13 protein-coding genes are annotated in these 16,738 nt (G+C 70.1%); 7 read left to right on the top strand and 6 right to left on the bottom strand.

Features of this window, described 5'->3' with window-relative positions; translation table 11 throughout:
• Positions 1-141: 141 nt before the first annotated feature.
• Entirely contained in the window at positions 142-1,116 is a 975-nt protein-coding gene (locus ABZ783_RS29090; RefSeq protein ID WP_357443656.1) for a DUF4034 domain-containing protein, read from the top strand.
• Between the two features lie 93 nt (positions 1,117-1,209).
• A complete protein-coding gene (locus tag ABZ783_RS29085) occupies positions 1,210-2,376 on the top strand; it encodes an FUSC family protein (protein WP_357443654.1) in 1,167 nt (388 codons plus the stop codon).
• Between the two features lie 115 nt (positions 2,377-2,491).
• On the opposite strand, the gene ABZ783_RS29080 is transcribed toward ABZ783_RS29085, so the two are convergent.
• Positions 2,492-2,704, bottom strand: coding sequence for a hypothetical protein (locus ABZ783_RS29080; protein ID WP_357443652.1), 213 nt, complete (start codon positions 2,702-2,704; stop codon positions 2,492-2,494).
• A gap of 18 nt (positions 2,705-2,722) precedes the next feature.
• Here ABZ783_RS29080 and ABZ783_RS29075 point away from each other — a divergent pair, with 18 nt between their 5' ends.
• From ABZ783_RS29075 to katG, 4 genes are all read left to right on the top strand, one after another.
• Complete coding sequence (locus tag ABZ783_RS29075; RefSeq protein WP_357443650.1) at positions 2,723-2,842, top strand: S26 family signal peptidase; 120 nt, start codon at positions 2,723-2,725, stop codon at positions 2,840-2,842.
• Positions 2,843-2,861: 19 nt separating this feature from the next.
• A complete protein-coding gene (locus ABZ783_RS29070) occupies positions 2,862-3,413 on the top strand; it encodes a YciI family protein (RefSeq protein ID WP_357443648.1) in 552 nt (183 codons plus the stop codon).
• A 132-nt stretch (positions 3,414-3,545) separates the two neighbouring features.
• Positions 3,546-3,950, top strand: coding sequence for a Fur family transcriptional regulator (locus ABZ783_RS29065; RefSeq protein WP_357443689.1), 405 nt, complete (start codon positions 3,546-3,548; stop codon positions 3,948-3,950).
• Positions 3,951-3,985: 35 nt separating this feature from the next.
• A complete protein-coding gene (gene katG, locus ABZ783_RS29060; protein WP_357443646.1) occupies positions 3,986-6,217 on the top strand; it encodes a catalase/peroxidase HPI in 2,232 nt (743 codons plus the stop codon).
• A 62-nt stretch (positions 6,218-6,279) separates the two neighbouring features.
• Here the strand turns inward: katG and ABZ783_RS29055 are convergent, their stop codons facing one another.
• Positions 6,280-7,212, bottom strand: a complete 933-nt coding sequence (locus tag ABZ783_RS29055; RefSeq protein ID WP_357443644.1) for an AraC family transcriptional regulator — start codon at positions 7,210-7,212, stop codon at positions 6,280-6,282.
• Positions 7,213-7,300: 88 nt separating this feature from the next.
• Between ABZ783_RS29055 and ABZ783_RS29050 the strand changes: the two genes are divergently transcribed.
• Entirely contained in the window at positions 7,301-8,134 is an 834-nt protein-coding gene (locus ABZ783_RS29050; protein ID WP_357443642.1) for an NAD(P)H-binding protein, read from the top strand.
• A 50-nt stretch (positions 8,135-8,184) separates the two neighbouring features.
• Here ABZ783_RS29050 and ABZ783_RS29045 read toward each other — a convergent pair whose 3' ends face one another.
• The 4 genes from ABZ783_RS29045 to ABZ783_RS29030 form a co-directional block, all read right to left on the bottom strand.
• Positions 8,185-9,390 carry a sugar phosphate isomerase/epimerase gene (locus ABZ783_RS29045; protein WP_357443640.1) on the bottom strand — a complete coding sequence of 402 codons (1,206 nt, stop codon included), beginning with the start codon at positions 9,388-9,390 and terminating at the stop codon, positions 8,185-8,187.
• Between the two features lie 132 nt (positions 9,391-9,522).
• Positions 9,523-12,978 carry a ThuA domain-containing protein gene (locus ABZ783_RS29040; protein WP_357443638.1) on the bottom strand — a complete coding sequence of 1,152 codons (3,456 nt, stop codon included), beginning with the start codon at positions 12,976-12,978 and terminating at the stop codon, positions 9,523-9,525.
• Positions 12,979-13,523: 545 nt separating this feature from the next.
• Positions 13,524-14,471: a sugar phosphate isomerase/epimerase gene (locus ABZ783_RS29035; RefSeq protein WP_357443636.1), complete on the bottom strand. Its 948-nt coding sequence runs from the start codon at positions 14,469-14,471 to the stop codon at positions 13,524-13,526.
• Positions 14,472-14,490: 19 nt separating this feature from the next.
• The gene (locus ABZ783_RS29030) at positions 14,491-16,602 is read right to left on the bottom strand and encodes a PQQ-dependent sugar dehydrogenase (RefSeq protein ID WP_357443634.1); all 2,112 of its coding nucleotides are present in this window, start codon (positions 16,600-16,602) and stop codon (positions 14,491-14,493) included.
• Between the last annotated feature and the right edge of the window lie 136 nt (positions 16,603-16,738).

Genomic DNA, 16,738 nt, shown 5'->3' with positions numbered 1-16,738 from the left:
ACAACTGAGATCACCCGGGCCCGCGCCGATCACTCGGCGCGGGCCCGGCCCGTCGGCAGGGCGCTCGATCGACCGCGTCGCTTCCGGTGGATCACCAAGGCCCCTATGATCTGCGCGAGATCACGGGGGAAGGAACGGGACATGTGGCCATTCCGGCGCAGGACGACGCAGACTGCTACCGCCGCCACGCTGTCGATCGACCCGGCCATGGGCGATCCGACCGCCGCTGCGCTCCGCGCCGCGTTGCGGCAGCGGGACTGGCCCACCGCCCGGGATCTGCTCACCCCGATCACCGACCCGGACGACCACGCGTACTACCTGGGCGTCGCGGGGAACGTGTCCGGCGTGCAGGACTGGATCGGTGAGTGGATCGACGCCGAGCCGCATTCGACCCTTCCGCTGCTGGTGCGTGGCGTGCACGCGGTCTACTGGGCGTGGGAGGCGCGGGGCGGCGCCCGGGCGTCGCAGACCCGGCAGGAGCAGTTCCGGGAGTTCCGGAAGCGACTCACGCTCGCCGAGAACTGCCTCGACGAGGTGGCCGACCGGGACCGGGACGACACTACGGCCCGCACCTTCCTCGTCACGTCGGCGCGTGGCCGGCAGGTCGACCGGGACGAGGCGCAACGCCGCTTTGACGCGGTGACCGATCGGCATCCGTGGCACCGGATCGCCCACGAGCACATGCTGCAGTACCGGTGCCGGAAGTGGTTCGGCAGCCACGAGGAGATGTTCGAGTTCGCCCGGAGTGCGGCGGTGAAGGCTCCCGCGGGGTCCGCGCTGGGACAGCTCGTCCCGATCGCGCACCTGGAGATGTGGCTCGATCTTCCGGTCGGGGAGGACGCCGAGTACATCGGTGCGGCGGCGGTGGTGGCTGAGCTCAACGCCGCAGCCGACCAGTCGGTACGGCATCCCGACTACCAGCGTCGGCCGGGCTGGCCGGTCGTGCACAACCTGTTCGCGATGGGCTTCGCCATGGCCGGCGACTTCCCCTCGGCAGTGGAGCAGTTCGAGGTGATCGGCGACCTCGTGACGGAGTGGCCGTGGCAGTACCACTCGAGCGATCCGGTCGGCGCGTTCCTCGCCGCTCGGCAGCGGGTGCGCGGCGAGCAGGACTGAGCAGGCAGGCGACCGCACCGGCTGAGACACCGAACGCTCTTCGCGCATCTTGATGTCCATGACTAATTCCGCGGAGAGTGGGAAAGCCGTCGCATGGCTAAGCCGGGTGCCCCCGGCCGGCGTCCCAGCCGTCCGGCGGGACACCCCGGCCGCGTATGGCCGCTGCCGGCCGTACGGCAATTTTTCGCTACCCGGCAGTTGGCGCCCATTGCGTTGATCTCCGTTCAGGCTGGGCTCGCCACGGCGGGGGCCTGGATCATCGCCACCGACTTCCTCGGCCGCAACGCGCCGGTCTTCGCGCCCGCGGCCGCTCTCGCCACCATCGCCTCGGCCACGGGACAACGCACCAGACAGACGGTGGAACTCCTCATCGGGGTCGGTCTGGGCATCACGGTGGCCGACGCCCTGCTGTATCTCGTCGGCAGCGGCGCGTGGCAGATCGCGGTAGTTGTCTCCGGTTCCGTCGCGCTCGCCCTGTTGGTCGCCGGCCGCAGTGGGGCCCTGGTCAGTCAGGCCGGTGCCACTGCGACACTGTTCGCCACCCTGTCCGGCAATCAACGCAGCCTCGAGTTGCCCCGCATCCTCGATGCCGCCGTGGGTGCGTCGATGGGTTTCCTCGCCGTGGCGCTGCTCCTGCCCTTCGACCCGTTGCGGGGCGTCCGCCGCGCCGCCAAGCCGTTCTTCACCGATCTCGCCGCGGCCATCCACACCACCGCCCGGGCGCTGGCGGCCGGCGACCGGGACCTGGCCGTGCGAGCGCTGGACAGCTTCAACGGCGTTGCCGCCGACGCCAAGCACTTCGACGAAGCCCTGCGGGCGGCCGAGGAAATGGTGAGCATCGCGCCGTGGTGGCGCCACCGGCGTAGCCGCTACCAGCAGTACCGGGCCGCCGCCGACCAACTCCGTGCTTTCACCACCAACGTCCGGGTGATGGCCCGCCGGGTCGTTACCCTGCTTGAATATCGCGAACCGGTCCCGGCGTCCTTGCATCAGGCCGTCACGGCCGTGGGTGACGCGCTCACCCACCTGCACAGCGACTGCACCACCGGCAGAGCGTCCGGACAGACCCGGCAGTCCGTGCTCGAAGCCGCACGGCTGGCCGGACAAGCGGACCGTGCCCAGGCGGGGGAGTTCGGCGGGACCGTTGTCGTGCAGATTCGCAGCGCCGCCAGCGACCTGCTGCGCGCCACCGGCGTCAGCCCACAGGACGCCAACCGCCTGGTCCGCGAAACAGCCACCGGCGACGAGAACGGCCGGTAGCGCCGCCGCCCGGCCTCGCCGCCCTCGCGGATCACCCGACCTTCGTGCCGGCGTGGCCTGGACGGTGTTCGCCACCGCGCGGAACGGCCGTGGGGCGGGATCCCGACGGCCCCGGTCAGGGATCGCGGCGGCTGGGCGCGATCGGCGGGGCGCTGCTGACCGGCAGGAACAGCTCCAGCAGGTTCGGATACGCCGCCCCGAGGGCCACGGCCACGAGCGCGGCGGCGACGCTGGCCAGCAGGAGGCCGTTGCGGACGACATGGCGACGGCCGAGCGGCCGCTCGGTTGCCCCGAAGCAGGCACAGCGCGGGACGTGGCGGCGCTTCACCAGGCCCCCGGTATCCGGGTGCCGTACGGGCGTGTGGTGGTGCTGGGCGACAACCCCAGGCGTTCGCTCGACTCCCGCCAGTCCGGGTATGTCACCACCGACCGTCTGCTGGGCGTGGTGCTGCGCCGCCTGCGCTAGTGCGGTCAAGATCTGAGGCATGGAGTTCTTCTGCTATCACCGTGACCGGCCCGGCTCCGCGGTTCTGCGCCGCGAGCTGCTGCAGGAGCACTGGTCCTACATGGACCGGTACGCGGCGGAGATGATCGCCCGTGGCCCGACCTTCGCCGACGACGGTGCCACGCCGACCGGCAGCGTGCACATCGTCGACCTGCCGGACTCCGCCGCCGCCCGGGCGTTCGCCTTCGACGAGCCCAACTATCAGGCCGGTGCGTACCGGGACGTGCTGCTGCGCCGGTGGCGCAACATGCTGGGGCGCACCATGTGGGACTTCCCCGGAGGCCGGACCGGGGGCAACCTGTATCTGGTGCTCGGCCTCGGTGCCGGGCAGGCCGCCGACGTCGCCGTGCCGCCCGACCGGGACGAACTGATCGCGTACGGGTCGTTGCTGTCCGACGACGGCGCCACCTGGCTGGGTACCGCGGTGCTGCTGCGGGCGTCGGATCCGGACGCGGCGCGTGCGGTCCTGACCCCGGACCGGTACGCCGACATCGAGGTGCACGGCTGGGCGTTTGGCGGGCGGCCGGCATGAGCCGATGATGGCGGCTCGATGGCGATCCGTGATTGAGATCGCACTCACGGTGACGTTGGCCGGATATTCTTGACTCATTCCAGAAAACGGACCAGACTGCGTGGCGTGGTCACCAGCCTGGACATCCAGCAGATGCTGCGCGAGGCCGCGTTGCGCGTGACCCGTCCTCGGGTGGCGGTGCTGAACGCGGTGCACACGCACCCGCACGCCGACACGGACTCGATCATCGGTGCCGTACGCCGGGATCTCCCCGGGGTGTCCCGCCAGGCCGTGTACGACGTCCTGCACGCGCTGACGGCCGCGGGCCTGGTGCGGCGCATCGAACCATCCGGCTCCGTGGCTCGCTACGAGTCGCGGGTCGGGGACAACCACCACCACGTCGTGTGCCGGTCATGCGGCGTCATCGCCGACGTCGACTGCGCCGTCGGTGCGGCACCCTGCCTGACCGCGTCCGACGACAACGGCTTCTCGATCGACGAGGCCGAAGTCGTCTACTGGGGCCTGTGCCCCGACTGTTCCACCGCCGGCAATTCCTGATTCCCTCTGATCCGCCACGTCACGGAAGGAACCTGATGTCCGAGAACCACGACGCCGTCGTCCACGACGCGGAAGCGGGCAGCGAGTCTCGCTGCCCCGTCGCCCATGGACGCGCCCCGCACCCGACCCAGGGCGGCGGCAACCGCGGTTGGTGGCCGAACCGGCTCAACCTGAAGATCCTCGCCAAGAACCCCGCCGTGGCCAACCCGCTCGGTGAGCAGTTCAACTACGCCGAGGCGTTCCAGGCTCTCGACCTCGCCGCCGTGAAGCGGGACATCGCGGAGGTCCTGACGACCTCGCAGGACTGGTGGCCGGCCGACTTCGGCCACTACGGCCCGTTCATGATCCGGATGGCGTGGCACAGCGCGGGCACCTACCGCATCAGCGACGGCCGCGGTGGCGCCGGTGCCGGGCAGCAGCGCTTCGCGCCGCTCAACAGCTGGCCGGACAACGGGAACCTCGACAAGGCTCGCCGCCTGCTGTGGCCGGTGAAGAAGAAGTACGGCCAGAGCCTGTCCTGGGCCGACCTCATGATCCTCGCCGGCAACGTGGCCCTGGAGTCGATGGGCTTCAAGACCTTCGGCTTCGCCGGTGGCCGCGAGGACGTCTGGGAGCCCGACGAGGACGTCTACTGGGGTCCGGAGACCACCTGGCTCGGTGACCAGCGCTACACCGGCGACCGGGACCTCGAGAACCCGCTCGCCGCGGTCCAGATGGGCCTCATCTACGTCAACCCGGAGGGCCCGAACGGCAACCCGGACCCGATCGCCTCGGCCCGCGACATCCGCGAGACGTTCCGCCGGATGGCGATGAACGACGAGGAGACGGTCGCGCTGATCGCCGGCGGTCACACCTTCGGCAAGACCCACGGTGCGGGCCCCGCCGACCACGTCGGCCCCGAGCCCGAGGGCGCCCCGCTGGAGGAGCAGGGCCTGGGCTGGAAGAACAGCTTCGGCACCGGCAAGGGCGCCGACACCATCACCAGCGGGATCGAGGTCACCTGGACCTACCACCCGACCCGGTGGGACAACGAGTTCTTCCACATCCTCTTCGCCTACGAGTGGGAGCTGATGCAGTCGCCGGCCGGCGCGCACCAGTGGCGGCCAAAGAACGGCGCGGGCGCCGACATGGTGCCCGAGGCGCACGATCCGTCGAAGCGCCGCGAACCGCGGATGCTCACGAGCGACCTCGCGCTCCGGTTCGACCCGATCTACGAGCAGATCTCGCGGCGCTTCCTGGCGAACCCGGCCGAGTTCGCGGACGCGTTCGCCCGGGCCTGGTTCAAGCTGACCCACCGCGACATGGGTCCGGTCGCCCGCTACCTCGGCCCGGAGGTCCCGACCGAGACCCTGCTGTGGCAGGACCCGTTGCCGCCGGTGACGCACGAGCTCGTCGACGCCGAGGACGTCGCCACCCTCAAGGGCCAGATCGTCGCCTCGGGCCTGACGGTCGCCCAGCTGGTCTCCACCGCGTGGGCATCGGCGTCGACGTTCCGCGGCAGCGACAAGCGCGGCGGCGCCAACGGGGCGCGTATCCGCCTCGAGCCGCAGATCGGCTGGGAGGTCAACAACCCCGACGAACTGGCGCCGGTGCTGCACACCCTGGAGAAGATCCAGGAGGCGTTCAACGCCGCCCAGACCGGCGGCAAGAGGGTCTCCCTGGCCGACCTGATCGTGCTGGCCGGTGGGGTCGGCGTCGAGCAGGCCGCCCGGAACGCTGGCTACGCCGTCGAGGTCCCCTTCACGCCGGGGCGTACCGACGCGTCGCAGGAGCAGACCGACGTGGAGTCCTTCGCCGCGCTCGAGCCGACGGTGGACGGGTTCCGCAACTACGTCGGCAAGGGTAACCACCTGCCGGCGGAGTTCCTGCTGATCGACAAGGCGAACCTGCTGACCCTGAGCGCGCCCGAGATGACGGTCCTCGTCGGCGGTCTGCGCGTCCTGGGTGCCAACTACCAGCAGTCGCCGCTGGGCGTCTTCACCGCGACGCCCGGGTCGCTGACCAACGACTTCTTCGTCAACCTGCTCGACCTGGGCACGGCGTGGCAGCCGACGTCCGAGGACGCGAACACCTTCGAGGGCCGCGACCTCGGCACCGGCGAGGTCAAGTGGACCGGCAGCCGGGTCGACCTCGTCTTCGGCTCGAACTCCGAGCTGCGCGCGCTCGCCGAGGTCTACGCGGGTGACGACGCGCGGGAGAAGTTCGTGCACGACTTCGTCGCCGCGTGGGCCAAGGTGATGGACCTCGACCGGTTCGACCTCGCCTGATCCGCACGTCCAGGCCGGCCCTCGTTGGGGCCGGCCTGGACGGCCAGGACAGGCTGTTCGGGTCAACCGGGGGAGTGAGCCGCGGTGCCTCCGGCGAGCTTGCGGTGCTCGCTGGGGCTCACCCCGTGGGCGCGTTTGAAGGCCGCGCTGAAGCCGAACGCGTCCGCGTAGCCGACCTGGCGCGCCACGGCGGCGACCGTGGCGGTGGATTCGGCCAGCAGGTCGGCAGCGAGCGTCATCCGCCAGTCGGTCAGGTAGGTCAGGGGCGGCTCACCCACCAGTTCGGTGAAGCGTTTGGCCAGCGTCGTACGGGACACTCTGACCAGAGCTGCCAGCGAGGACAGCGTCCACGGCTTGCCCGGCGCGTCGTGCATGGCGCGCAGCACCGGTCCCACCGTGTCGTCGCTCAGCGCGCTGTACCACCGGGGCGCCTCGGCGCCGGGCTGGTCGAACCAGTCCCGGATCGTGCACACCAGCAGCCAGTCCAACAGCCGATCCAGCACGATCTGCCGACCCGGGCGGCACCCGCCGAGCTGGTGGTCCAGGTAGTCGCGCAGCGACGAACAGTCGTGGTCGTCGGGTACGACCAGGATTGGCGGCAGGACCCCGAGTAGCCGCTGCGGCGCCTGGCCCTGGACGTGGTACGCCCCGGCGAGCAGCACCATGTGCTCGGCCGGGTCCGCGTCCGGCGGCTCGGTCACCCGCGATTCGCCGCAGCGGACGTCCCGAAGCTCCCCGGGCCGGAAGCTCGACCGCGGCTCGGTGGAGAACACGAACGGCTCCGGCCCTCGCACCACGACGGCCTCGCCGACCCGCACCAGCCGCGGTTTGTCGCACTTCGGATGCAGGATCCAACCCTCGCCCCGCAGGGGAATGCAGAGCGTCACCGGCGCGCCGTCGGTGAACCGCAACGCCCACGTCGGCGGCAGCACCGACCGGCCGAAGGCCGCGCCCTCCGCGCGTACGCCCCGCAGCAGACTGTCGAACGGGTCCATCGCTTCACCATAGGTCGCGGACGATCGCACATGCCCCGCGTACGGCCAGGCATGTGCCGACGGCGGTCGGGTCGGTTGACTCGTGGTCATGACGACAGCAACGGATGAGATCCTCGTCCTTGGCGGAACCGGGAAGACCGGACGCCGCCTGGTACGCACGCTGCGGGCGGCGGGCAGGCGGGTACGGGCGGCGTCCCGCTCGGGAGAGGTGCGATTCGACTGGGCGCAGCCGACCACCTGGCAGCCGGCCGTGGCGGAAGCTTCCGCGGTCTACCTCTTGGCGCCGGAAGACCCGGCCCTGGCCGACGACTTCGTGTCGCGGGCGGTGAAGGCGGGGGTGGGCCGGTTCGTCGCGCTCTCCGGACGCGGAATCGACCGGATCGACGAGGATTTCGCGCCGGGCATGCTCGCCGCCGAACAGGCGGTGCGGGACTCCGGCGCGGAGTGGACGATCATCCGCCCGAACAACTTCAACCAGAACTTCGATGAGGACCTGTGGCGCCAGCCGCTGGTGGCGGGCCGGCTGGCCCTGCCGATGGGCGCCACGCCGGAGCCGTTCATCGACGCCCAGGACATCGCCGACGTCGCCGCGGCACTGCTGACCTCCGACGGCCACCACGGGCAGGTGTACGAGCTGTCCGGCCCCCGTGCGCTCACCTTCGGCTCGGCGGTGGCGATGATCGCGGAGGCGGCGGGCCGATCCATCCGCTACCTGGAGCTGACGCCCGAGGAGTACCGGGCCGAACTGCTGGCCCAGGGACATTCGGAGGCTACCGCAACGGCGCTCAACGCGATGTTCGCGGGCATGCGCGCCGGATACCTCGCCGAGCCCACCGACACGGTCCGGCGGATCCTGGGACGCGACCCGATCGACTTCGGCACCTACGCCGCTGAGGCCGCCGCAAGGGGCACGTGGTCGTAACCGGTGGACGCCCTCGCCGGCCCGCGGGTGTCGCGGGCCGGCGACGTCCGTCAGTAGCGCAGGGCGCGGAGGTTGGCGTAGCTGTCGCAGGCGGACGAGACGCCGTCCGGGCGCGGGCTGTCGTTCTCGGTGAAGTAGTAGTCGGTGCCGGCCATCTCGCTGTAGGCGAAGATGCGGGCGAAGTCGATGGTGCCCTCGCCCACGTCGGCGAACGACCCGTCGGCGGCCATGTCCTTGACGTGGAACAGCGAGAACCGGCCCGGGTATTGCGTGATCAGGTCCACCGGGTCGGCGCCGACGCTGACCGCCCAGTACAGATCCAGCTCCATCGCCACCAGGTTCGGGTCGGTCTCGCGCACCAGCACGTCGTAGCCGCGCGTGCCGTCCTGTGCGGTGAACTCGAACCCGTGGTTGTGGTAGGCGACCGTGATGCCTTCCTGCTTGAGTCTCGCGCCGACGGCGTTGAGGGTTGCCGCGACCTGGGCGTAGTCGTTGAGCTTCCAGGAGGCCGAACCTGAGATCCGCACGTACTTGGCGCCGAACGCCTTGGCGTTGGCGATGACGCCGTCGATGTTGTTCCTGAGGTCGCCGAGGCCGATCCCGATCGACGGCGCCGACAGACCCGCGTCGGCGACCAGGGGTGCCAGCGCCGTGGCCGTCTTGCCGTAGAAGTTGTTCACCGCGCCGGAGGGTTCCGCGTTGCGGTAGCCGCAGGCGGCGAGCGCGGCCAGGGTGGCGTCGGGCGCGGTCGGCATGGTGGCCCGCACCGTGTAGAGGACGAGGCCGATTCGCTCGTCGGGTACCGCGCGGGTTCCGGAGGCGGGCTGCGGCTTGCCGATCTCGGAGCCGGCCGCCGCCCGTACGATGCTGCTGCTCTCCTCGGGGGTGAGGATCGCGGCCTGCCTGAGCTCGTTGGCGAGCCGGCTGACCAGGCTCACGAAGCTGCCGTGGTTGGCGAACGGCGCCTCGGCCCAGACGGCGTCCATGATCGTGCACCCGTCGCCGAGGTCGCGGTTCGGTACGCCCGAGTCGGCCCCCCGGCCGAAGAAGACCGTGGCTGAGGTGGTGTAACCCCAGGGGCAGCGGTCCGCGGTCACCTGTTCGGTTACCTGGGCGCTGGTGGCGTCGGTCGCTGTTTCGGCGGCCGACGCCGGAGTCGGTGTGAACGGCAGGAGGGCCGCGGCGAGCGATGCGGCAAGCAGGTGACGTGCTCGTCTCGATCGGGTGTGGGGCGGGCGGGCGGAGTTGGCATGCATGTCGTCTCCCAGATAGTTGAGGAGTTCAGACTGGTCAGGTGGTGGGCCGACAGGCCCTCGCGACAGGGACGGCGGCGGTGCCGGGCCGGTGGTGGCGGGGTGCCGTCCCACCCCGCCACCCGCTCCGGACGCTCAGCGCACCGTCACGACCACGATCGAGGACATGGTCGCCCCGAGGCTGTCGGTGACGGTCAGCCGAGCGGTGTAGGTGCCCTTGCGGGCGTACGTGTGACTGGCGGACGCGCCGTGCACGGTCGCGGCGTTGTCGCCGAAGTCCCATGCGTAATCCGTGATGGTGCGCCCGGCCGCCGGTGCGGCGGTGCCGGTGAAGGCCACCTGCAGCGGCCCGGTACCCGTGGTGGGTGTGGCCGAGGCCGACACCGTGGCGTCGGTCTGTTCGCGCACCCCGGCGCCGTTGAAGCGCAGCCAGTCCAGCGCCATCAGGTCGGGGGTGCCGCCCGTCTGGTTCGGGTTGACGAAGACCAGATAGAGCGTGCACGTCCGGCCCGGATCGGTGAGCTCGACGGTGGGTGAGACGAGGTTGTCCCAGCCGCCGGTGCCGCCGACGGTGGCCCGGCCCAGGAGTTCGCCGGTGGGGGAGTCGGCCCTGACTTCAACGTCGCCGCCGCTGCTGCCCGAGGCGACGCCGAAGGTGACCGAGTCGATGCCGCGCAGGTTGACCGGGCCGAAGTTGATCCAGTCGCCGTTGTCGATGTCACCGATGCGCTTGCCGGCGCTCGCGGTGGCCCGGTCGATCACCTGGACGCCGCTCTGGCCGTCGAAGTGCTCGGCCTCCTTGCGCTTGGTCTGCAGCTCCGCCCGGGTCGAGCCGACCAGCGCCGGTGCTCCGGCCGCCCCGCCGTCGGTGTACTGCGCGGTGAGCACGGTGTACAGGTTCTGTCCCGGGCCGTGCCCGTCACCGCCGTTGCTCTCGGTGACCGCGACCCCGGTGCACCCGATGTAGTTGTCCAGCGGGTGGGTGTGCGAGTCGTGGCCGAGCTGGGTCTGCACGACCACCTTCGAACAGTCGATGCTGTTCTCCTCCGGGTCGGTGACCGTCACCGTGTAGGGAATGCGGTCACCGAAGTCGAAGAAGGCCCCGTTGGGGACGCTGAGGGTCACCGTCGGCCGAGTGTTGCCGACCGTGATCTCCTGTACGGCGACGGCGGTCTGCCCGTTGGTGGCGGTGACCGTGAGCCGGGCGGTGAACCGCCCCGGTGTGCTGTAGGTGTGGCTGGGGTTGGCGGCGGTGGAGTCGACGGTGCCGTTGCCGTCGAAGTCCCAGGCGTACTGGACCGCGGTGCCGTCCGGCCCGCTGGTGCCGGCGCTGGAGAAGGCGACGGTCAGCGGCGCGGGTCCGCTGTCCTTGTCGGCGGTCAGCTTGGCCACCGGCGGTCGGCTGTTGGCGACGTAGTCGATGCGGTAGATGCCCGCGCCGTCGTTGCTGCCGCCCCGGCCGCTCCCGCTGCCTGCGCCGAAGTCGATGACGTAGAGCGAGCCGTCCGGCCCGAACTCCGCCTCGAACGGCTGGATCCACGACATGTTGCCGAAGATGCCGTTGATGGACTGCAGGTCACCGACGTTGGTGGGGTTGAAGCGGGGATCGTTGAAGGTCTGGGCGGTGGAGTGGATCGACAACGTCTTGAACCACTTGCGGGTCAGCTCGTAGACGATCCACTTGCCGTCGAAGTACTGGGGGAACTTGGTCAGCCGCTTGTTGGACGGGTCGTAGTCGTAGACGGGCCCACCCATCGGGCCGCCGCCGCCCGTGCCGAGCTCAGGGAACTCCGGGGAGGCCGAGTAGGCGTACCAGACCAGCGCCGGCTTGGCCGCGGGGAGGCTGGTCAGGCCGGTGTTGTTGGGGGAGTCGTTGACCGGTGCGGCGCAGTCGAACTTCGGCCCGGGGGTGGAGGTGGCGAAGTCGTAGTCGTTGAACGGGGTGTTGTTGCCGATGCAGTAGGGCCAGCCGTAGTTTCCGGCGCTGGTGATCCGGTTGAACTCGACGGTCCCTTCCGGCCCGCGGTTCGGGTTGGCGGACCGGGCGTCGGGGCCGTAGTCGGCCACGAGCAGCGCGTTCGTCGTGGAGTCGACGGTGATCCGGAACGGGTTCCGCATGCCCATCGCGTAGATCTCGGGCTTGGTCTTGGCCGTGCCCGGGGCGAACAGGTTGCCCTCCGGAATGGCGTACCTGCCGTTGGGCAGGGGCTTGATCCGCAGGATCTTGCCCCGCAGGTCGTTGGTGTTGCCGGCCGTGCCCTGCGCGTCGTACGCGCGGCGGCCGGCCCGCTCGTCGACGGGGGTGAAGCCGCTGGACTCGAACGGGTCGGTGTTGTCGCCGATGGCGGCGTACAGGTTGCCCTGCTTGTCCATGGTCAGCGAGCCGCCCATGTGCGAGTTGGCGCGCGCCTCACCGCGCCAGGTGGGGATCGTGAGCAGCCGCTTCTCCGAGTCGAGGCGGACGCTGTCGCCGTCGACGGTGAACCGGGACAGGTTCAGCTGCTTCTCCACCCGGTCGGACCAGAGCAGGTAGATCCAGCTGTTGTTCGTGCCGAAGTGCCGGTCCAGGGTCATGCCGAGCAGGCCGTCGGACTGGCTGGTCTGCTCCGGGGTGTAGGCGAAGTCCAGGAGGGTGGTGACGGCGAGGGTGTCCTGGTTGATGACCTTCAGTGCGCCGGTGCGCTCGATGTAGAAGACCCGCCGGTCGGGCGCGACCGCCAGCTCGAACGGGTCGGAGAGGTCCTGGTTGACCAGGGGGATGCGCTCGAAGTTGTCGGTCCTGGTGGCGCCGCAGTCACCGGGGGCGGTGCCCGCCGCCCACCTGATGCCGCCGAGGAGGTGTTGCAGGAAGGCCGGCTCCTGGAACGAGGAGGAGCTGTGCCCGCCGGCGGTGAACCAGGACCGGCCGCCGTCGTAGTTCTGGCACCACGAGTACGGGTGGTCGACGCCCTCGTTCAGTCCGGATATGCCGTCGCGCACCTTGATCTGGGCGAGCGTGTGGACCTTGCCGGTGGGGTTGGTCCGCCAGTTGTACCACTCCTCGCTGCGCTCCCAGAGCTCCGGCAGGTTTTTCGTGGAGGGGTGGGCGTGGTCGAGGACCTTGATCCGGCCCGGGAAGGTGCCCCCGGTGCGGGAGAAGTCCGGGTGGGTGTCGAAGATGGCCCCCACCAGTCCCTCGTACCACGTCCAGTCCCGCTCGCTCGCCGAGGCGGCGTGCAGGCCGACCCAGCCGCCGCCGCCGCGGACGAACTTCTGCAGCGCGGCCCGTTGGTCGGCGTCGAGCAGGTCGCCGGAGGCGGGGGTGGAGTTGGTGTTGTTGAACACGAGGGCGTCGAAGCGGGCGAGGTTGGCGTCGGTGAACGCGGCCGCGTCGGTGGTCGCCTCGACGGCGAAGCCGTGCTGGTCGCCGAGTTGCCGGATGGCGGCGACCCCGGCCGGGATGGAGTCGTGATAGAAGTTCGTGACCTTGGAGAAGACCAGTACCCGGAAATTGGCGGCGGTGGTGGACTCGGCGGCGGTCGCCGGCGTGCTCGACAACACGAGGGTGACAGCCGTGAGTAGGGCGAAAAGTAGCGTGCGGTGGCGTCTCATACACGCGCTCCTGAATGGGGGACGGAGTAGGAAAGCGCTTTCCACGTTCCTTGTACCCTACGAGATCCATTTCGCCGGGTCAATATTTGGACGACTCCATATTTCTGCGACGTCGTCTCGATGGCGATGAGGCTCGCCAGAAAGCCCGTCCGCTACGGCACCATCCGCGGTTGCTCACCCGGCATACGGCCGGTCGGTGCGCCGACCAGCACCGCCACCGCTGGCCGGCGGGCGCGGCCAGCGGTGGCGCGCAGGGCGGCGATTCCCAGGGACGGTGGTCTGCCGATAGTGCCACGACAGTTTCGACCCGCGGCATGACGGCGTAAAAGAAATACGCGACAGGCCCTGTCGCCCTGCCATTTCCACAGTGAATTGCTCCCTCTGTCGAGGGAGTTGGCCGCGCCGCATATGTGGCCTTAAAAGGTCAACCCGTTGCCCACCACATGGTGGGCGTGAACACCAGGGCCGGCAGTTCCGGCCCATTGGGAGAATGCCTGGTCCGCCTGCCGGCCCTGGTGTCCGTCAACGCTCCTCTCCGGGGTTCCTCAGAACCGCACGTTGCGCAGGTAGCGGTAGCCGATCTCGGCCGTCCGCTGCGGCGTCACGTCGGGGGTGTCGTTCTCGACGATGTACTCCTGCACCGAGTGCCCCCGGAAGATCCGGGCAAAGTCGATCATGCCGGTGCCCAGGTCGGCCATGTCGCCGTCGGACGCGTGCCGGTCCTTGACGTGGTATTGCAGGACACGCTGCGGCGCGGAGCGGATGACGTCCAGGGTGAAGCCCTCGGGGTCGGCCACGCCGTCGCCGGAGTTGATGCCGCCGGTGACGGCCCAGTAGATGTCGACCTCCAGGTGCACGAGCTTGGGATCGAGCTCCGCGGTCAGCACGTCCCAGGGGCGCTTGCCGCCGCCGAGGTCGATCGTGAACTCGTGGGCGTGGTTGTGGTAGCCGTAGCGCAGGCCGGCCCTGGCCGCCGCCGCGGCCTCGACGTTCATCTGCTCCGCCCAGCGCTTCCATTCGTCCGCGCGCTCGGAGTACAGGTACGGCACCACCATGTACGACTGGCCGAGGGTGACCGCGTTCTGGATCTTCTGCTCCAGCTCGGCGGCGTTACCGCTGATCCCGTCGTGGCTGGAACTGGCCCGGATGCCGATGCCGTCCAGGAACTGACGCAGCTGGGCGGCGGTGCGCCCGAAGTAGCCGAGCGCCAGCTCCACCTTCGGGTAGCCGATCTTGGCGAGGTGGGTCAGGGTCGCGTCGTACCCCGGTGCACCCCACAACGCGTCGCGCATCGTCCACAGCTGAATGCTGATGAGGCCCGGCGGAACGTGCTGCCTCCCGGTGGTGCGGGTGGTCGCCGTCGCAGCCGTCGCGCCGATCCCCGCCGACGCGAGCCCGACACCGGCCAGCGCCGCCAGTGAACCACGCAGCAGGCTTCGCCGGTCCATGACGGACCGCCGCAGCGCGGCCTCCCCGTCGTATCCGTAACACATGGTGACTCCTTCTGGGTGGCTACTTCGTGGGAACCAGGACGACCTCGTCCGACCCGGTCAGGGCGGGCAGCCCGTTGCCGCCGGGATCGGTGTAGGACGCCACGAACACGGCGGTCAGGTTGTCCTTCTCCGGGTCGTGGCCGGACGGCACGGTCGTCTGGATCGAGCCGGTGCAGCCGTTGGCGGTGGTCTGCGGGTGGCCGTGCGAGTCGTGGCCGAGGATGTACGTGACGCTGACCCGGGCGCAGTCCACCGGCTGGTCGTCGGTCACCCGTACCTCGAACTGCACGGTGTCGCCGAACTTGAACGGCTGGCCCGCGACCGGCTTGACCAGCTCCACCACGGGCTCGGCGTTGCCGACCACGACCCGGACCGACGCGGCGGCCGACAGCCCTCCGGGGTCGCTCACCTTGACGGTGGCGTTGTAGAGACCGTTCTTCTGGTAGGTGAACGTCGGGTTCGCCGTGCGCGAGTCGACCTTGCCGTCGTTGTCGAAGTCCCACGCGTACGACAGCGGGTCGCCGTCGTAGTCGGTCGTGCCCTCGCTGGAGAACGTGACGGTCAGCGGTGCGAGCCCGTTGGTGGGCGTGGCCGAGACCTGGGGCACCGGAGTGTGGTTGCCCTTCCAGCCGGTGTAGTCGATCCGGGCCAGCTGCGCGTCCGGGTTCTCACTGAAGAAACCGTCGCCGTACTCGAGCACGTAGAGCGCGCCGTCCGGGCCGAACTCCAGGTCCATCGGGTTGTCGAAGATGAACGAGGGGAGCACCCGCTCGATGCCGCTCAGGTCGCCGCCGGAGTTCAGCCGGAAGCCCTGCACGTAGTCGCGGGTCCACTCGTAGAACAGCGGGATGCCGTCGTAGTACGCCGGCCAGGCCACCGGGGCGCGTCCCCGCGTGGTCGGGAAGGAGAAGTGGTACGCCGGCCCGGCCATCGGCCCGATGCCGCCCGTGCCCAGCTCCGGGAACTGCGCGGAGGCGCCGTAGCCGTACCAGACGTCCGGCTGCTGCACCGGCGGCAGCTCGCGCTGGCCGGTGTTGTGGGGGGACTCGTTGATCGGCGCGGAGCAGTTGAACGGCTGCCCGGACCGGCCGGTGGCGAAGTCGTAGTCCACGTACGGCAGCTGTGCGGTGGCGCAGTAGGGCCAGCCGTAGTTCGCCGCCTTGCGGACCACCGCCCACTTGCCCTGCCCGGCCGGCCCGCGCTGCGGATCGGCCTCGCCCGCGTCCGGCGAGTAGTCGGCGACGTACAGTTCGTCGGCCTGTCGGTTGAACTCGATCCGGAACGGGTTGCGCAGGCCCATCAGGTAGATCTCGGGCCGGGTCTTGGGCGTGCCCGCCGGGAAGAGGTTCCCGTCCGGGATGGTGTAGCCCCCGCCGTCGCGTACCTTGATGCGCAGGATCTTGCCGCGCAGGTCGTTGGTGTTGGCCGAGCTGCGCTGCGCGTCGTACGCCGGGTTGCGGCCGGCACGCTCGTCGATGGGGGTGTAGCCGCCCGACTCGAACGGGTTGGTGTCGTCACCGGTGGACAGGTACAGGTTGCCCTTGGCGTCGAAGACGATGTCCCCGCCGACGTGGCAGCAGATGCCCCGGTCGACCGGTACGTCGAGGATCTGCTGCTCGGTGGACAGGTCCAGCTTGTCCTTGACCAACCGGAACCGGGAGAGCCGGATCGCTCCCTTGAACGGCTCGAAGTCGGCGGGGGTGCCCCAGGCCGGCGCGTCGCCCTCGTTGACGTTCGGGGTCGACGGGTCGTCGACCGGGGTGTTCATCGGCGGGGAGTAGTACAGGTAGACCCAGTTGTTTCCGGCCTTGCCGAAGTTGGGATCGATCGCGACGTTCTGCAGGCCCTCTTCGTCGTGCCGGTAGACGTCCAGCGTCGCGGCCAGGGTGTTGCGGCCCGTGGCGGGGTCGTGCAGCCAGACCTCCCCCGGGCGGGTCACGTGCAGCACCCGGCTGTCGGGCAGCACGGCGAGGTCCATCGGCTCGCCCGGGTGGTCGTTGAGGGTCACCTTCTGGAAGCTCGACTCGGGGGGCGCGTCTGCCGTGGCTGGCTGAGCCATCGCGACGGTTGGTGTGGCGACGAGGGTGATGGTCGCCAGGCCCGCTACGGCGAGCGAGAGTCGTCTCTTCATCTGCCTCTCCTTTGCTGGGGACGGGTCGGGGCAGGTCGGGGACGTACTTTTTGTTCCTTTTTGAGTGGGCGATCCGGGTGGTGGGGCCGCTGAGCGGCGCGTGGGACGTCGACCGCGGCGCCGATCAGCGCTGTCC

Source organism: Micromonospora sp. NPDC047738 (assembly GCF_040642675.1).
Taxonomy (GTDB): domain Bacteria; phylum Actinomycetota; class Actinomycetes; order Mycobacteriales; family Micromonosporaceae; genus Micromonospora.
The sequence above is the reverse complement of the archived record's forward strand: the minus strand, read 5'-3'. Positions and strand labels throughout refer to the sequence as shown.

What these genes read in the sequence shown, in the direction of transcription:
- ABZ783_RS29050 (WP_357443642.1), top strand. Translation starts at nt 7,301, where the DNA reads ATGACGACAGCAACGGATGAGATCCTCGTCCTTGGCGGAACCGGGAAG.
- ABZ783_RS29090 (WP_357443656.1), top strand. Translation starts at nt 142, where the DNA reads ATGTGGCCATTCCGGCGCAGGACGACGCAGACTGCTACCGCCGCCACG.
- ABZ783_RS29040 (WP_357443638.1), bottom strand. Translation starts at nt 12,978, where the DNA reads ATGAGACGCCACCGCACGCTACTTTTCGCCCTACTCACGGCTGTCACC.
- ABZ783_RS29055 (WP_357443644.1), bottom strand. Translation starts at nt 7,212, where the DNA reads ATGGACCCGTTCGACAGTCTGCTGCGGGGCGTACGCGCGGAGGGCGCG.
- ABZ783_RS29035 (WP_357443636.1), bottom strand. Translation starts at nt 14,471, where the DNA reads ATGTGTTACGGATACGACGGGGAGGCCGCGCTGCGGCGGTCCGTCATG.
- ABZ783_RS29045 (WP_357443640.1), bottom strand. Translation starts at nt 9,390, where the DNA reads ATGCATGCCAACTCCGCCCGCCCGCCCCACACCCGATCGAGACGAGCA.
- ABZ783_RS29030 (WP_357443634.1), bottom strand. Translation starts at nt 16,602, where the DNA reads ATGAAGAGACGACTCTCGCTCGCCGTAGCGGGCCTGGCGACCATCACC.
- ABZ783_RS29085 (WP_357443654.1), top strand. Translation starts at nt 1,210, where the DNA reads ATGGCTAAGCCGGGTGCCCCCGGCCGGCGTCCCAGCCGTCCGGCGGGA.
- ABZ783_RS29070 (WP_357443648.1), top strand. Translation starts at nt 2,862, where the DNA reads ATGGAGTTCTTCTGCTATCACCGTGACCGGCCCGGCTCCGCGGTTCTG.
- ABZ783_RS29065 (WP_357443689.1), top strand. Translation starts at nt 3,546, where the DNA reads ATGCTGCGCGAGGCCGCGTTGCGCGTGACCCGTCCTCGGGTGGCGGTG.
- katG (WP_357443646.1), top strand. Translation starts at nt 3,986, where the DNA reads ATGTCCGAGAACCACGACGCCGTCGTCCACGACGCGGAAGCGGGCAGC.